The sequence below is a fragment of the Aeromicrobium sp. CTD01-1L150 genome (assembly GCF_041951745.1).
Taxonomy (GTDB): domain Bacteria; phylum Actinomycetota; class Actinomycetes; order Propionibacteriales; family Nocardioidaceae; genus Aeromicrobium.
Map to the genome: position 1 here is coordinate 2182856 of NZ_CP169555.1, position 16258 is coordinate 2199113.

Annotated in this window: 14 protein-coding genes; 9 read left to right on the forward strand and 5 right to left on the reverse strand. The window is 68.9% G+C overall.

Features of this window, described 5'->3' with window-relative positions; all coding sequences use genetic code 11:
- Positions 1–72: 72 nt before the first annotated feature.
- Entirely contained in the window at positions 73–240 is a 168-nt protein-coding gene (locus ACEVFP_RS10770; protein WP_374999461.1) for a hypothetical protein, read from the forward strand.
- A gap of 97 nt (positions 241–337) precedes the next feature.
- Here the strand turns inward: ACEVFP_RS10770 and ACEVFP_RS10775 are convergent, their stop codons facing one another.
- The gene (locus ACEVFP_RS10775; RefSeq protein ID WP_374999462.1) at positions 338–1435 is read right to left on the reverse strand and encodes an NAD(P)H-dependent flavin oxidoreductase; all 1098 of its coding nucleotides are present in this window, start codon (positions 1433–1435) and stop codon (positions 338–340) included.
- 7 nt (positions 1436–1442) lie between these two features.
- Positions 1443–3092 (reverse strand): acyl-CoA synthetase, encoded by a 1650-nt coding sequence (locus ACEVFP_RS10780; protein WP_374999463.1) that lies wholly within the window; start codon positions 3090–3092, stop codon positions 1443–1445.
- A gap of 46 nt (positions 3093–3138) precedes the next feature.
- Between ACEVFP_RS10780 and ACEVFP_RS10785 the strand changes: the two genes are divergently transcribed.
- Complete coding sequence (locus tag ACEVFP_RS10785; RefSeq protein ID WP_374999464.1) at positions 3139–3954, forward strand: crotonase/enoyl-CoA hydratase family protein; 816 nt, start codon at positions 3139–3141, stop codon at positions 3952–3954.
- 136 nt (positions 3955–4090) lie between these two features.
- Here the strand turns inward: ACEVFP_RS10785 and fadD8 are convergent, their stop codons facing one another.
- A complete protein-coding gene (gene fadD8, locus ACEVFP_RS10790) occupies positions 4091–5677 on the reverse strand; it encodes a fatty-acid--CoA ligase FadD8 (RefSeq protein WP_374999465.1) in 1587 nt (528 codons plus the stop codon).
- A 35-nt stretch (positions 5678–5712) separates the two neighbouring features.
- On the opposite strand from fadD8, the gene ACEVFP_RS10795 reads away from it, so the two are divergent.
- Together ACEVFP_RS10795 and ACEVFP_RS10800 are read left to right on the forward strand one after the other, a co-directional pair.
- A complete protein-coding gene (locus ACEVFP_RS10795; RefSeq protein WP_374999466.1) occupies positions 5713–7233 on the forward strand; it encodes an FAD-dependent oxidoreductase in 1521 nt (506 codons plus the stop codon).
- Positions 7230–8120, forward strand: a complete 891-nt coding sequence (locus ACEVFP_RS10800) for a DUF1295 domain-containing protein (protein WP_374999467.1) — start codon at positions 7230–7232, stop codon at positions 8118–8120. The genes ACEVFP_RS10795 and ACEVFP_RS10800 overlap by 4 nt, the downstream gene beginning before the upstream one ends.
- Positions 8121–8123: 3 nt before the next feature.
- Here the strand turns inward: ACEVFP_RS10800 and ACEVFP_RS10805 are convergent, their stop codons facing one another.
- On the reverse strand, positions 8124–8585 hold the full coding sequence (locus ACEVFP_RS10805) for a nuclear transport factor 2 family protein (RefSeq protein WP_374999468.1): 462 nt from the start codon (positions 8583–8585) through the stop codon (positions 8124–8126).
- A 57-nt stretch (positions 8586–8642) separates the two neighbouring features.
- On the opposite strand from ACEVFP_RS10805, the gene ACEVFP_RS10810 reads away from it, so the two are divergent.
- The 3 genes from ACEVFP_RS10810 to ACEVFP_RS10820 are packed head-to-tail and all read left to right on the forward strand — an operon-like array spanning position 8643 to position 11858.
- Positions 8643–9629, forward strand: coding sequence for a Zn-ribbon domain-containing OB-fold protein (locus ACEVFP_RS10810; RefSeq protein ID WP_374999469.1), 987 nt, complete (start codon positions 8643–8645; stop codon positions 9627–9629).
- A gap of 10 nt (positions 9630–9639) precedes the next feature.
- Positions 9640–10692, forward strand: a complete 1053-nt coding sequence (locus tag ACEVFP_RS10815) for a thiolase domain-containing protein (protein WP_374999470.1) — start codon at positions 9640–9642, stop codon at positions 10690–10692.
- Positions 10689–11858 carry a thiolase domain-containing protein gene (locus ACEVFP_RS10820; protein ID WP_374999471.1) on the forward strand — a complete coding sequence of 390 codons (1170 nt, stop codon included), beginning with the start codon at positions 10689–10691 and terminating at the stop codon, positions 11856–11858. The genes ACEVFP_RS10815 and ACEVFP_RS10820 overlap by 4 nt, the downstream gene beginning before the upstream one ends.
- A 160-nt stretch (positions 11859–12018) precedes the next feature.
- On the opposite strand, the gene ACEVFP_RS10825 is transcribed toward ACEVFP_RS10820, so the two are convergent.
- On the reverse strand, positions 12019–13263 hold the full coding sequence (locus tag ACEVFP_RS10825) for a cytochrome P450 (protein WP_374999472.1): 1245 nt from the start codon (positions 13261–13263) through the stop codon (positions 12019–12021).
- Between the two features lie 101 nt (positions 13264–13364).
- Here ACEVFP_RS10825 and ACEVFP_RS10830 point away from each other — a divergent pair, with 101 nt between their 5' ends.
- Both ACEVFP_RS10830 and ACEVFP_RS10835 read left to right on the forward strand, forming a co-directional pair.
- A complete protein-coding gene (locus ACEVFP_RS10830) occupies positions 13365–14495 on the forward strand; it encodes a steroid 3-ketoacyl-CoA thiolase (RefSeq protein WP_374999473.1) in 1131 nt (376 codons plus the stop codon).
- Positions 14496–14510: 15 nt separating this feature from the next.
- Positions 14511–16127: a GMC family oxidoreductase gene (locus tag ACEVFP_RS10835; protein WP_374999474.1), complete on the forward strand. Its 1617-nt coding sequence runs from the start codon at positions 14511–14513 to the stop codon at positions 16125–16127.
- Positions 16128–16258: the final 131 nt, after the last annotated feature.

Here is a 16258-nt window from a genome sequence, read left to right on the forward strand (position 1 = left end):
GACCGCAGGAAGCTGCTGGATCACCAGCCGTTGGCCCATGGTCTTCGCTATTCTGTTCGAGTCGCATTGGGCATGGAAGCCACCTTCGCTCTCGACGTCGCGGAGACCAAGCATCTGGTGACGGCAACCCGCACCGCCAAGGAGCTGCCCGACGTTGGTGAGGCAGCCTCGACGGGCCGGGGCCGGACCAAGCAGGTCGCCTTGTTCTCCTACGGCTCAAGCACCTCGGCCACACCGTGATGAACCAAGCCACTCCAACAGGTCCGGCACATCACCCGAGACCTCCAACACCGACACGACCGCCAGCACACCGTCATACGCACCTGAGTGCCGGTGTCTAGATCGACGAGAGCCGCTCCACCGTCTGCTCGTACTCGCTGACCAGGTCGGCCATCACGTCGGCGACGGGCCGTACCTCATCCATCGACCCCACGATCTGGCCCACCGGCATCGAGATGGCGTCCGGGTTGTCGGCCGCGCTCATGCGGTTGTGCGCGTCGGCCACCAGGAGGTTCTGCAACGGCATCGGCAGCGGGGTCGGTGCATCCTCGACCTCCCACGCCTCGGTCCACCTCGTCCTGAGAAGACGGGCCGGCTTGCCCGTGTAGATGCGCGTGCGGACGGTGTCAGCGGTGGACGCGCGCAGGAACGCCTCGGTCATCGCCGTGTTGGTGTTGAGCGCCTGGTACTCCTCGGTGGTCAGCCACACCGAACCGGTCCAGACCCCCTGGGCCCCCAGGGCCAGCGACGCGGCAACCTGCCGGCCGCGGCCGATGCCCCCCGCACCCAGCACCGGGACGTCCGGGCCCACAGCGTCCACGACCTCCGGGGTCAGCACCATGCTGGCGATCTCGCCGGTGTGGCCGCCCGCCTCGTAACCCTGGGCGACGATGACGTCCACACCGTTCGCGACGTGCGACAGCGCATGCTTGGCCGCTCCGGCGAGCGCGGCCACCTGGACACCGTGCTCGTGGGCCTTCTCGATCACGTCAACCGGTGGCGACCCGAGCGCATTGGCGATCAGCACCGGCCGGTGGGCGAGGGCGACATCGACGTGCGAGCGCGCCACCGAGTGCAGCCAGCCCAGCACGCCTTCGCGGCCCTGCCCGTCGGGAAGTGGTGGGACACCAAGCTTCTGCAGCGTCCGTTCGACGAAGCTCACATGCGCCTCGGGGATCATCGAGGCGAGGTCGACCGACGTCCCCTCGGTCGGGACCGTCATCGGCATCACGACGTCGACGCCGTACGGTCTGCCGTCGGTGTTCTCATCGAGCCAGTCCAGGGCGCGGTCCAGCTCTCCCGGCTCGTTGAAGCGGACGGCGCCGAGCACGCCAAGGCCTCCGGCCCTGGAGACTGCGGCGGCGACGTGCTCGGACGGCGTGAAGGCGACGATCGGGACGTCGATCCCGAACCGGTCGCAAAGCTCGGTACGCATCCGCCGCCTACTCCGCCGCCAGCGCCGAGGCGGACGTCTCGTCCGACGCTCTTCGAGCCACGGCCAGCTTCTTGGCGGCTGGGTAGTTGGCCTTGCCAGTCGCGCTGCGCGGGATCTCGTCGACATGGACGACCGAGCGAGGGAGCTTGTAGCCCGAGAGCATCGGACGCAGATGGGCGCGCAGGTCCTCAAGCTCGGGTCGAGCGCCGGCCCGCGGCTGGAGCACCGCTGAGACCTGCTGCCCCCAACGCTCGTCGGGGAGGCCGACGACCAGCACGTCGTAGACATCGGGATGACTCTTGAGGGCCATCTCGACCTCCTCGGGGTACACCTTCTCCCCGCCGGTGTTGATGCAGTTCGAACCACGGCCGAGCAGTGTGACCTTGTTGTCGGCCTCGATCCTCGCGAAGTCGCCGGGGACGGAGTACCGCACGCCGTCGACCTCGAGGAAGGTTCGCGCCGACTTCTCCGGATCGCGGTAGTAACCGAGCGGAACGCTCCCCGAACGGGCGATCCGGCCGGTCGCACCGACGTCGGAGGGGTCGATGACCCGGTTGTGGAGGTCGAGGACGACCGTCTCCGCGCCCAGCGAGACGACGGGCCCCTCACCCTTGATGTTGTCGCTGTCCTGCAGTCCGGTACCGGAGAACCCGGTCTCCGAGGCGCCGACCGAGTCGGTGAAGAAGGCGTTCGGGAACGTCTTCATCCAGCTCTCCTTCACGGAACGGCTGAAGACCGCGGCACTGTTGGCCACCGCCACCAGCGAGCTGCCGTCGTACCCGCCGGCCGCGTGGGCCTCGATCAGCGGGCGCGCCATGGCGTCGCCGGTCATGAAGATCAGCTGGACCTTCTCACGGTCGATGACCTGCCAGGTCCGATCCGGGTCGAACGTCGGCTCGAGGATCGTGAGGTGCCCGGCGAACAGGTGCATCAACAGTGCCGCCTGGGCGCCGCCGTGCATGAGCGGGCTCAGCGGGAACGTCACCATCGGGTCGTTGGTCTCGGCCTGCTTGGACTGCGAGTACTCCTCGAGCCGTTCGCCGGTCATGAAGTCGATGCCGCCGCCGAGAACTCGCCAGAAGTCCTCGTGCCGCCACATGACACCCTTGGGGAATCCGGTGGTGCCGCCGGTGTAGACGATGTACAGGTCGTCACCGCTGCGCTCCTCGAAGTCACGCTCGGCGCTCTGCCCGGCCAGTGCGTCCTCCCACGTGATGCCGCCGAAGGCACCGAGGTCCGCCTGGTTGTCCGGGTCAGTCACGTCGGGGAGGGCCACGAACGTGGTGAGCGCGGCATGCGAGGGCGCGACCCGCGCCACCAGGTCAGCGTACGGACGATCGTGCAGGAGTCCGACCATGTCGGAGTTCTCCACGAGGTAGTCGAGCTCGGTCTCGACGTACCGGTAGTTCACGTTGATCGCCACAGCGCGGATCTTGAAGATCGCGAGCAGCGCCACGACGTGCTCGATGCTGTTCTTCGCATAGATCCCGACGTGGTCACCGCGGCTGATGCCACGCGAGGACAGGAAGTGCGCCAGCTGGTTGGACTGTGCCTCCAGCTCGGCATAGCTCACCGTGCGTGACCGGACCTGGACGACCGGGCGGTCGGGGACGACGTCGACTGCGTGCTCGAAGAGATCGGCGATGTTCAGCGGCATCACCCAAGACTAGAACATGTTCTTATTCTTGACTAGGGTGTCACGCATGCCGGAGAAGACCGAACCCACCACCGCCAGCGACCCTCACTGCCTCGTCGAGCTGGAGGGCCACACACTGGTCGTCACCATGAACCGCCCCGAGGCGCGCAATGCGCTGTCGGCGGAGATGCTGGCGATCATGAGCGACGCCTGGGACCGGGCGAACTCCGATCCCCACGTACGGGCAGTGATCCTGACCGGCGCCGGAGGGTCCTTCTGCGCCGGTGCCGACCTCAAGGCGATGTCGTCCTCCGCCCCCTCGGACCGGTTCGAGTCCGGCGACTTCGACCCCTCCGTCATCAAGCCGCTGCTCAAGGGCCACCGGGTGAACAAGCCGCTCATCGCGGCCGTCGAGGGCCCGGCGATCGCCGGCGGCACAGAGATCCTGCAGGCCACCGACATCCGCATCGCCGGCCAGTCGGCGAGGTTCGGGGTCTCCGAGGCCCGGTGGGGGCTGTACCCACTGGGCGGCTCGGCGGTGCGCCTGCCCCGACAGCTGGCCTACACCGTGGCCGCCGACCTGCTGCTCACCGGTCGACACGTCAAGGCACCGGAGGCCAAGGACATCGGTCTCATCGGCCATGTCGTCCCCGATGGCGGAGCGCTCGAGAAGGCACACGAGATCGCCGGCCTCATCGCGGCGAACGGACCCCTGGCAGTCCAGGCGATCCTGACGACCATCCGGGACTCCGAGGGCAAGCACGAGGACGAGTGCTGGAAGGCAGACGCCGCCGTCGGCGCCGCCGTCTTCGCCTCGGACGACGCCAAGGAGGGCCCACGGGCCTTCGCCGAGAAGCGGGCCCCGGAGTTCACCGGCCATTGAGCTGCTTCATCTGCCGCCCACGGCCCGGCACCCCCGCCGGGGGCCTGGTCGATCTCGGGTCACGTTGGTGAGCCGGTGGTAGCAACCCCGGGGCAAGGACGCCGCCCACGGCCCGGCACCCCCGCCAGGGGGGACCTCAGCCGACGCTGCGGTCCCCCGACCAGAACTGCGCCCGCAGAGCCTTCTTGTCCGGCTTGCCCAGCGGGGTGAGAGGCAGGGAGTCCCGGACGACGACCTGCTTCGGCGAGTGGACCGAGCCCTTCTTGGCCTTCACCGACGCCTGGATCTCCACGGTCAGCCGGTCGATCGACTCCTCGCCGTGGTCGACGTCGGCTCGCAGCACGACGACGGCGGTGACCGCCTCCCCGAACTTCTCGTGCGGCGTGCCGATCACCCCGACCTGGGCGACGGCCGGATGCTCGGCAACGACGTCCTCGACCTCGCGTGGGAACACGTTGAAGCCACCGGTGACGATCATGTCCTTGACCCGGTCGACGATGTACCAGAAGCCATCCTCGTCCTCGCGGGCGACGTCGCCAGTGTGCAACCAGCCACCGTGGAAGGCCTCTGCGGTCTCCTCCGGCTTGTTCCAGTAGCCGCTTGCGAGCACCGGGCCGGCGACGCAGATCTCACCAGGCTCCCCCGGCGCCACGGGCTCTCCGTCCTCACCGAGCAGAGCCGTACGCAGGAACGCACTGGGACGCCCGCAGCTCCCGAGCCGCTGCGGCGTGTGGTCGGCCTTGGCAAGGTAGGAGATCACCATGGGGCACTCGGACTGCCCGAAGTACTGGGCAAAGATCGGGCCGAAGCGCTCGATCGCCTCCGCCAGCCGGGTCGGATTGATTGCGGAAGCCCCGTAGTAGATGGTCTCCAGGCTGGACAGGTCCCGGGTACGGGAGTCCGGGTGGTCCATGAGCGCGTAGAGCATGCTCGGCACCAGCATCGTCGCGGTGATGCGCTGCTCCTCGATGGTGCGCAGCACGGTCTCAGGATCGAACCCCGGCAGCACCACGAGGCGTCCACCCTTGGCCACGGTGGGCGCGAAGAAGGCCGCACCGGCATGCGACAGCGGCGTGCAGAGCAGGAAGGCCGGCGTCTCTGGCCACTCCCACTCGGCCAGCTGCACCTGAGTCATGGCGGCGATGCTCGCCGCCGTGCCGATCACACCCTTGGGCTGGCCGGTGGTGCCACCGGTGTAGGTGATGCCGACGACGTGGTCCGGGGCGAGCTCCTTGGCAACCAGGGGCTCGGGGTCGTACGTCGCCGCCTTGGCGGCGAGGTCGTCGATGGTGATGACGGTCTGCAGCGACGGCACCTGCTGCTGCAGTGCATCGGCACGCTCCAGGAAGCTGGGCACGTTGTCGACGATCAGCGCACTGACGCCGGCGTCGTCGAGCACGTAGGCGTGGTCGTCCAGCGAGCCGAGCGGGTGCAGCGCGGTACGCCGATAGCCCTGCGTCTGCCCCGCCCCGATGAGGAACAGCACCTCGGGCCGGTTGGCCGCCAGCAGCCCGACCGCAGTGCCGGTGCCGGCACCGAGGTCCTCCAGTGCACGCACGTAGCGGCTCATCTCATCGACCATCTCCCGACCAGTGATGGTGCGCTCCCCCAGCTGCATCACAGGCGCGGCAGCGTGCCGCCGCAGCGAGTGGAGCAGCATCTCGCCGGAGTGTGGACCGCGGTACATGTCCCCGGTGACGGCAGGACCAGAAGGCGCAGACATGACCCCGACACTAGAACGTGTTCTATCATTGGGCAATGACCTATGACGTGGTGGTCGTCGGCTCGGGCGGCGGAGCCATGGTCGGCGCCCACCTGGCCCAGCGTGCCGGCCTGAGCACCGTCCTGCTGGAGCGCACTGAGCTGCTCGGCGGCACCTCGGCCTACTCCGGCGGCGCCTGCTGGCTTCCCGGCTCCGACGTGCAGCAGCGTGCCGGGATCGCCGACTCCACCGAGTCCGCCCGCACCTACCTGAACGCGCTGATCCCTGCATCGAGCTCGGCCTCGACGCGAGCCCGGATCGAGGCGTTCCTGGCCGAGGCGCCGCGGCTGGTCGCAGCCATGGAGGACGACGAAGCCTTCCAGTTCGAGTGGCTTCCCTTCCCCGAGTACTTCGATGCACCGGGTCGCGTCCCCATGGGCCGATCGATCCAGCCCACGAACATCCGGCGCGACGAGCTGCCCGACCAGGTGGCCGCACTCGTCCGGCCTCCGGTCGAGCGTGACCGCACGGGCGCCGGCGGCCGCCGGACGCTCACCGGGGGGCAGGCGCTGATCGCACGCGCCCTGAACGGCTTCGTCCGCGACGGCGGCACCGTGCTGACCGGACACCGCGTCACCGACTACGTGGTCGAGGACGGCCGCGTGGTCGGGGTCGAGGCGCACACCGACGGGACCACCACATCGATCCGCGCCCGAAGCGGGGTCCTGGTCGCGTCCGGAGGATTCGAGGGCAACACGCGGCTCCGCGAGGAACATGGCGTGCCCGGGGGCGCCGCGTGGTCGATGGCGCCGGCCGGCACCAATGCCGGCGAGCCGATCGAGGCCGGCATCGCCCTCGGGGCCCAGGCGGGGCACCTGGACCAAGCCTGGTTCTGCCCGGGACTCGCCCAGCCGGACGGCGGCGGCTCCTTCACGCTGGGCTTCCGCGGCGGCATCATGGTCGACGCCCATGGCCAGCGCTATGCCAACGAGTGCCTTCCGTACGACCGGTTCGGTCGCGAGATGGCCGCCTCACCCGAGCGCATCCCGTCCTACCTGGTCTTCGACTCCCGCGAGGAGGGCCGCCTGCCGGCGATCGCCATGCCTGAGGGTGATCCGCACGAGCACCTCGATGCCGGCACCTGGATCCGTGCCGACAGCGTGGCCGAGCTCGCCGAGCGACTCGACCTGAGCGATCTCGAGTCCACCGTCGACCGGTTCAACGGGTTCGCCGATCGCGGCGTCGACGAGGACTTCGATCGTGGCTCAGACGAGTACGACCGGTTCTTCGCCAACGGCCAGGGCCCCAACCCGGCCCTCGTGCGGCTCGACACGCCGCCGTACCACGCCGCGCGGTTCGTGCTCTCCGACCTCGGCACCAAGGGCGGTCTCGTCACCGATGAGCACGGGCGAGTGCTGCGTGCCGACGGGACGCCGATCCCGGGCCTGTACGCAACCAGCAACAGCGCCGCCTCGGCCTTGGGGCCGCTGTACCCGGCGCCGGGCGTCCCACTGGGCCTGGCCATGGTGTTCGCCTCACTCGCCGTCCAGCACCTCGTGGCCGGAACGAGCCCGTGAGCAAGCAGGCCGCCCTGCTCCGCGTCACCGCGGCGTACGTCGTGGCACTGGGCGTCGCTACCGCGTGGTTGATCCTCGGACCGAGCACGGACCGATTGTGGCTCGACACCCTCGTGGCCGACATCCTCGGCACCCTCGTGATCTTCGCGGCGAGCAGGCTGTACCGGAACTCCAGCTTCTACGACGCGTACTGGAGCGTCGCGCCGCCGGCCATCCTCGTCTACTGGTGGGCCGAGACCGGGGCCGACGGCGTCCGCGTCTGGCTGCTGGCCCTGGTCGTCGGGGTGTGGGCGGCCCGACTGACGGGCAACTGGGTGCGCTCCTGGCCGGGACTGCACCACGAGGACTGGCGCTATCGCCTGCTCAAGGAGCGGACTGGAGGACTCGAGGTCGTCACCGACCTGCTGGCGATCCACCTCGTCCCGACCGGTCAGGTGTTCCTGGCGATGATGCCCGCGTACGTCGCCCTCACCCGCACCGAGCGCGAAGCAGGCTGGCTGGAGGTCGCGGCCTGTGCCGTCGGCCTTGCCGCCGTCGCCCTGCAATTCATCGCCGACGACCAGCTGCACCGATTCGTCCGTGAGCGGCAGACCGGCGCGGTGATGGACCGCGGACTGTGGGGCTGGTCGCGCCATCCGAACTACGTCGGCGAGGTGGGGTTCTGGCTCTCGGTCGCGCTCTTCGGTCTTGCCGCAAGCCCCGGCGACTGGTGGTGGTTGTTCGCCGGCGCGATCTCGATGCTGATGATGTTCCGGTACGCGAGCATTCCGATGATGGAGCAGCGCAGCCTCGAGCGTCGGCCGGGCTACCAGGAGGTGATCGACCGGGTGCCCCGCTTCCTGCCGCGTCCGCCACGTGGACGGCAGGGCCGGGGCTCGGGCGACTGAGGCTCAGGCGCCGCCACCCTGGACGAAGGACGCCATCGTCCGGTCCGGCTCCCAGTAGGCCTTCATCGAGGCCACTCGGCCATCGTCGTTCACGACGTACACCATGATCAGGTCGGTCGTGGTGTGACTGCCGTCCTCGAACGACGTCGTGATGGAGCCGATGTTGGCGCAGGTGTTGCTGCCGGGGTTCGCGAAGGAGTCGTTGATGACGAACTCGAACCGATACACGGGGGCGATGGCGACCTCCCAGAACGCCCGGATCCCGTCGTGTCCGTGGTGACCGTTGCCGTCGGGATCGAACATCGACGGGCCGACCGGGTCCTCGACCACGGCGTCCTCGGCGTACACCGTGAGCCACTCCTGCAGGTCGCCCTTGGCGACGGCGGAGTACGAGCGCTGTGAGGCCGCGCGGGCCGGATGGTCGTCGCGGGGAGCGTTCCAGGTGATGGCGTCCGACGTGATCATGGTCGCGAGTGTAGGGCGCTCTTGCCCAAAAAACTAGAACGTGTTTCACTCGGTCTCATGAGCGAGGTCGGGACGCTGCACGCCCCCCTGAAGGTCGAGTTCGACTACACCCGTTCCCTCGGACCGACGCTGTCCGCATTCATGTCGGCGCTCAGGCGGCGGCAGGTGCTGGGTGGCAGGTTGTCCGACGGAACGGTCGTCGTCCCGCCCCCGGAGTACGACCCGCACACGCTGGACCCGGTCGACGACCTCGTGTCGGTGGCCGACGAGGGCGTCGTGCACAGCTGGTCGTGGGTGCCCGAACCGGTCGCCGGTCAACCACTCGACCGGCCGTTCGCCTTCGCACTGATCCTCCTCGAGGGAGCCGACCGACCCGTGCTGCACGCGGTCGCGGTCGAGTCCGCGGACCAGATGGAGACCGGGCTGCGCGTCCGGGCGCGCTGGGCGCAGGAGACCGTCGGCGCAATGACCGACATCAGCTGGTTCGAGCCACTCGAGGACGACTCGACCGATGACCTGGCCGAGGCCCCGGTCCGGGAGCAGGAGGGCGACCCAGCCGACCTGGCGGTGACGGGGATCGTCACCCCGGTCGGGCTCGACTACGACTACGCCGCGTCCCCGGAGGAGTCATCCTTCTTCCGTGGCTTGGCCGATGGACGAATCTTGGGGCAACGGTGCCCGGTCTGCCAGAAGGTCTACGTCCCCCCACGGGGCGCCTGCCCCGTCGACGGCGTCCCGACCAGTGAGGAGGTCGAGCTGCCCGATCACGGCACGGTCACGACGTTCTGCATCGTCAACGTGCCGTTCCTCGGCCAGAAGATCGAGCCGCCGTACGTGTCGGCCTACGTCCTGCTCGACGGCGCCGACATCGCCTTCCTCCACCTGATCCTCGGCATCGACGCGGCCGACGTGCGGATGGGGATGCGGGTCAGGGCGGTGTGGAAGCCACCTGAGGAGTGGAGCACCACGATCGAGAACATCAGCCACTTCGAGCCGCTCGACGAGCCGGACGCGGACTTCGAGACCTACCGACAGCACCTGTAGAGGATCGACCATGCGTGACGTAGCCGTCGTGGGATTTGCCCAGCGACAGATGAAGGAGTTCGACGGGTCCCCGACCTGCGTCGAGCTCCTCGTGCCCATCTTCGCCGACCTCTTCGAGCAGACCGGCTGGACCAAGGACGACATCGGTTTCTGGTGCTCCGGGTCGAGCGACTACCTCGCGGGCCGGTCGTTCTCCTTCGTCTCGGCCGTCGATGGGATCGGGGCCCTGCCCCCCGTCATGGAGTCGCACGTCGAGATGGACGCCGCATGGGCGCTGTACGAGGCCTGGGTGAAGATCCAGACCGGGGAGGTCGACAGTGCACTCGTCTACGGGTTCGGCAAGGCGTCGGCGGGCACCTTGCGTCGCACCATGACCATGCAGCTCGACCCGTACACGGTGACGCCGCTGTGGCCGGACACCGTCTCGATCGCGGGTCTGCAGGCCAGGCTCGGACTCGACCGCGGGCTCTGGGACGACCAGACCATGGCCCAGGTGGTCGCCCGTTCGATGAGCGATGCCGAGGCCAACGAGTGGGCGATCCGCAAGGGGGCGACCTCCGTCGAGGACGTGCTCGGACAGCCGATGTACGCCGACCCGCTGCGCCGATGGGACTGCGCACCGGTCAGCGACGGTGCCGCCGCCATGGTGATCGCCGCGGCCGGCACAGCGGAGTCGACCGACACCGGGGCCGCCTGGATCACGGGCTTCGAGCACCGCATCGAGCCGATCGCCCTCAACGCCCGCGCCCTCACCGTCTCGACGAGCACGGCCACCGCCGGGGCGGCAGCACAGGTGGGCGACGTGGACCTGGCTGAGCTGCATGCGCCGTTCTCCCACCAGGAGCTGATCGTCAAGGAGGCGCTCGGGCTGGGCGACGACGTCCGCGTCAACCCGTCCGGCGGGGCGCTCACGGCCAACCCGATGTTCACGGCGGGCCTGAATCGGATCGGGGAGGCGGCCCGGCGGATCTGGGCCGGCGACTCCGACCGTGCGCTCGGCCACGCCACCTCCGGTCCTGCCCTGCAGCAGAACCTCGTCTGCTCCCTGGAGGCACGCCCATGACCAAGATCCCCGCCGCCGTGGTTGGCGTCGGCCAGACGCACCACCGTGCCAAGCGTGAGGACGTCTCGATGGCAGGGCTGCTGCGCGAGGCCGTCGACCGGGCACTCGCGGACGCCGAGCTCACGTTCGCCGACGTCGACGCCGTCGTGGTGGGCAAGGCCCCCGACCTGTTCGAGGGTGTCATGATGCCCGAGCTCTACCTCGCGGAGGCCCTCGGCGCGGCCGGCAAGCCGCTGCTGCGCGTGCACACCGCCGGTTCCGTGGGCGGGTCGACCGCGATCGTGGCTGCCTCACTGGTCCAGGCCGGCATCCACGAGCGGGTGCTGACGGTGGCCTTCGAGAAGCAGTCGGAGTCCAATGCGATGTGGGCGTTGTCCATCGCGGTGCCGTTCATCATGCCGGTCCACGCAGGGGCGGGCGGCTACTTCGCCCCGCACGTCCGCTCCTACATCCGGCGCGCAGGGGCTCCGGACCACATCGGCGCGATCGTCGCTGCGAAGGACCGGCAGAACGCGCTGCACAACCCGTACGCCCACCTGCACAACGCCGACACCACAGTCGAGTCCGTGCTGGCGTCGCAGATGCTCTGGGACCCCATCCGGTACGACGAGACGTGCCCGTCGTCGGACGGTGCGTGCGCCATGGTGATCGCCTCCGAGTCTGCCGTCGACCGCTCGGACATCACTAACCCGGCGTGGATCCACGGCACCCAGATGCGCAGCGAGCCCACCACCGCGGCCGAGCGGGACCAGGTGAACCCGCAGGCAGGCCGGGAGGCTGCGGCCGCGCTCTGGAAGCAGGCCGGCATCGTCTCGCCGATCGATGAGATCGATTGTGCGGAGATCTACGTGCCGTTCTCATGGTTCGAGCCCATGTGGCTGGAGAACCTGGGGTTCGCCGAGCAGGGCACCGGGTGGAAGCTCACCGAGGCCGGCCAGACGCGCATCGACGGCCGGATCCCCGTCAACATGAGCGGCGGGGTGCTGTCGTCCAACCCGATCGGCGCCAGCGGGATGCTGCGCTTCGGCGAGGCCGCGCTGCAGGTCATGGGCGAGGCCGGCGAGCACCAGGTCGATGGTGCCCGCACCGCCCTCGGCCACGCCTACGGTGGCGGCTCCCAGTTCTTCGCCATGTGGGTCGTGGGGGCGGACCGACCCCAGGCCTGACCCGGCTCCGCGCGACGCTGGGAGCCAGGGCGCAAGCCCCGAACACTGACACATGGCGCACTGACACGTGCCGCACCGGCACATGGCGCACCGGCACGTGAGGCACTGAGACGTGGCGCACCGGCATTCTGCGCCGTGACACGTAGTCGGGACGCGACCCTCAGACGTACTTGACGCGAAGCTCCTTCACGCCGTTGATCCAGCCACTGCGCAGGCGGCTGGGCTCGGCCAGCTTCGTGATGTCGGGCATGTGGTCGGCGATCGCGTTGAACATGATCTCGATCTCCAGCCGCGCCAGGTTGGCGCCGACGCAGTAGTGCGCACCGTGGCCACCGAAGGCCAGGTGGGGATTCGGGTCACGCATGATGTCGAACGTCCCGGGGTCGTCGAAGACGTCGCTGTCGTGGTTGGCACTGGCGTAGAACAGGCCGACCCGCTGCCCCTTCTGCACCGGCACGCCACCGACCTCGACGTCGTCGACCGCGGTGCGCTGGAAGACCGTGACCGGCGTGGCCCAACGGATGATCTCATCGATCGCCGACACCGGCCGTTCGCGCTTGTAGAGCTCCCACTGCTCGGGGTTGTCGAAGAAGGCGTTCATGCCATGGGTGATCGCGTTGCGGGTGGTCTCGTTGCCGGCCACCGCGAGCAGGATGGTGAAGTAGCCGAAGGCGTCCGAGGTCATGCCCTCGCCGTCCTCACCGGCATTGACGAGCTTGGTCACGATGTCGTCGCGGGGCTCCGCCTTGCGCTGCTCGGCCAGATCCATGAAGTAGCTCAGGATCTCGACGCTCGCGGCCTCCGGGTCGACGTCGTAGTCAGGGTCGTCGTAGGCCAGCATCTGGTTGGACCACTCGAAGATCTTCTTGCGGTCGGCCTGCGGCACACCGAGCAGGTCGGCGATCGCCTGCAGGGGCAGCTCGGCAGCGACCTCCTCGACGAAGTCGCCCTCTCCCCGGTCGATCGCCGCACGGACGATCTCGTCGGCTCGCGCGGCGAGCGTCTCGCGCTGCGCTCCGATGGATCGGGGGGTGAAACCGCGGCTGATGATCTGCCGGGTCGCCGTGTGCTCCGGCGGGTCCTGGTTGATCAGCATGACGCGCTGCAGCTCCACCTGCTCACGCGTCATGTCCGGGGCGAACCGGATGATCGCGGTGTTCTCGCTGGTCACGAAGTCCTTGCTGTTCTTCGAGACCGCGGCGACGTCCTCGTGGCGGCTGATCGCCCAGTAGCCCGTGCCACCGGTCATGCCGGATCGCGCGTCCTCGGGTTGTTCCACCCAGGAGACCGGTGCAGTCTGTCTCAGCTCCAGGAACTCCCGGTGCGGGATGCCCTGGAGGTTGACACCCGGATCGGTCGGGTCGAATCCAGTGGGAAGGGACGGGGCAACAGGGGGCGTGGTCACATCGACTCCTCGATTTCTGAAACACGTTCTACTTATCCTGGCATGCGCCGCGGCATTTCGGAAGGCTTGTCATGGACAAGAACGTGTTCTAGTTTTGATCCATGCGCTCCCCCGTGATCGTCGACGCCGTCCGCACGCCGATCGGCAAGAGGAACGGCACCCTGTCCGGTGTGCACCCAGCGGTCCTGCTGGGTCAGACGCAGGCCGAGGTCATCGCCAGGGCCGGCGTGGACGCCGAGATCGTGGAGCAGGTGGTCGGAGGATGCGTCACCCAGGCCGGGGAGCAGTCCAACAACATGGTGCGTCGTGCGTGGATGCACGCCGGTCTGCCGCAGGCCACCGCCTCCACCGCGATCGACGCGCAGTGCTCCTCGGCCCAACAGGCCACGCATCTCGTGCACGCCCTGATCAGCGCCGGGCAGATCAAGGCCGGCATCGCGTGCGGCACGGAGTCGATGTCGCGCGTGCCGCTCGGCGCCAACGTCCCGCCCGACACCGGCGACCCCCGGCCGGACGACTGGTCGATCGACCTGCCCAACCAGTTCGAGGGCGCCGACCGCATCGTGCGCGATCGCGGCTTCTCCCGGGCCGAGGTCGACGCGTTCGGCCTGTGGTCGCAGGAGAAGGCGCGGGCGGCCCGCGAGGAGGGCCGCTTCGATCGTGAGATCTATGCGGTCAAGAACGGGTCCCAGGTGGTCGAGGTCGACGAGGGCATCCGTGAGACGTCTCTGGAAAAGCTCGCCGCGCTCTCCCCCGTCCTCCCCGGCGGCACCCACACGGCCGGCACCTCGTCACAGATCTCCGACGGCGCATCAGCGATCCTGCTGATGGAAGCGGAGCTCGCCGCATCCCTCGGCCTCGAGCCCCGCGCCAGGATCGTCTCGTCCTGCCTCGTGGGCGCCGATCCCTACTACCACCTGGACGGCCCCGTGCAGGCGACCGAGAAGCTCCTGGCGGACACCGGGATGTCCATCGCCGACGTCGACCTCTGCGAGGTCAACGAGGCTTTCGCCGGTGTCGTGATGTCATGGGCGGCAGTGCACGGCGTGCCCGAGGAGAAGATCAACGTCAACGGCGGTGCCATCGCCCTCGGGCACCCTGTCGGCTCGACCGGGACCAGACTGCTGACGACGGCTCTGCACGAGCTCGAGCGGCGCGACGCGACCACGGCCCTGATCTCCATGTGCGCCGGTGGCGCACAGGCATCGGGCACCATCATCGAACGCCTCTGAGACCCAAGGACCGACATGGCTGAGCAGCACTCCCTCCCCGACGAGGCCGACTATGTCGTGGTCGGCGCCGGCAGCGCCGGCGCCGCCGTCGCGTCACGTCTCGCCGCCTCCGGGGCATCGGTGATCCTGCTCGAGGCAGGCAAGAAGGACACCTCGTACATCGTCACCAAGCCCGGCATGGTCGGGCCGATGCATGCGGTCCCCCAGATCAAGAAGATGTTCGACTGGGGCTACCGCACGACCCCGCAGCAGCACCTGAACGGTCGGCAGCTGCCGCAGCCCCGCGGGAAGGTCCTGGGCGGCTCCAGCTCGATCAACGGAATGCTCTGGGTGCGCGGTAACCGCGCCAACTACGACTCCTGGGCCGCGGAGGGCAACACCGGCTGGGACGCCGAGGCCGTCAACGACGTGTACCGCCGGGTCGAGGACTTCGAGGACGGCGCCGACGACTTCCGCGGCGAGGGCGGGCCGATCAAGGTCACGCGGCACACCCAGCCGACCGAGGCGTCGATGCAGTTCCAGCAGGCGGCGGCCGACACGCTGGGCGTCAAGATCACCAAGGACTACAACGCCGCCGAGCAGGAGGGCGTGAGCACCTTCCAGCAGAGCGCCCACGGGGGCACCCGGTTCTCCTCGGCGCGGGGCTATCTCGCCGAGGACCGGTCGAACCTGCAGGTCCGGACCGGGGTGCACGTCCAGCGGGTCCTTCTGGAGAACCAGCGCGCCGTCGGCGTCCAGGTGCGGGACAAGAAGGGGACCGTCCGTGCGGTCCGCGCCGGCCAGGAGGTCATCCTGTCCGCCGGCGTCTTCGGCTCACCCCAGCTGCTCATGCTCTCCGGCATCGGGCCCGCGGCGCACCTCGCGGAGCAGGGCATCACCGTCGCGGCCGACCTGCCCGTGGGCGACAACCTGCAGGACCACCTGTTCGTGCCGACCACGTACTTGATGCCCAACGCCGTCCACCGGGGCCTCCCGACGTACTTCGCACGGGGCCTCGCCAGAGAGCTCACGCGCGGCGGCTCGTTCCTGGAGAACTCGGTCTTCGAGACCGTGGCGTTCGTGCGCACCTCGCAGGCCACCGATGTGCCCGACCTGCAGATCCACGTCCTGCCCTGGGCCTATCCGTCGCCCAACCAGGATGCACCGATCCGCCACGAGGTCGATCGGCGACCGGCGCTGACCGTGATGTCCACGCTCATCTATCCACGCAGCCGCGGCAGCGTGCGGCTCGCATCCACCGACCCGGCCAGCGCTCCACTCATCGACATGAACTACCTCGCCGAGCCGGGCGATCGCAAGGTGCTCCTCGAGGGCATCGAGATCATCCGGGAGATCATGCGCTCCGCCGCCTTCGGCGGCAACGTGACCGCCGAGCTGCACCCGGGCGCCGAGCTCGACGCTGCAGCGATGAGGTCGGAGCTGCTGGAACGTGCCACCACGGTGTACCACGGTGTGGGCACGTGCCGGATGGGCGTCGACGAACGAGCCGTCGTCGGTCCCGACCTGAGAGTGCACGGCGTCGAGGGCCTGCGGGTCGCCGACGCGTCGATCATGCCGACCATCATCGGCGGCAACACGAACGCACCGTCGATCATGATCGGCGACAAGGCAGCGGAGTTGATCCTGACATGAACGAGCGCCAGCGGGTGAACAACAGACACTTCGTGCGGGCACGCTCCCACCATGGGCTTTTCGAGGAGTGATCGCATGAACGAGCGCCAGCGAGTGAACAACAGACACTTCATGCGGGCACGGTCCTACTA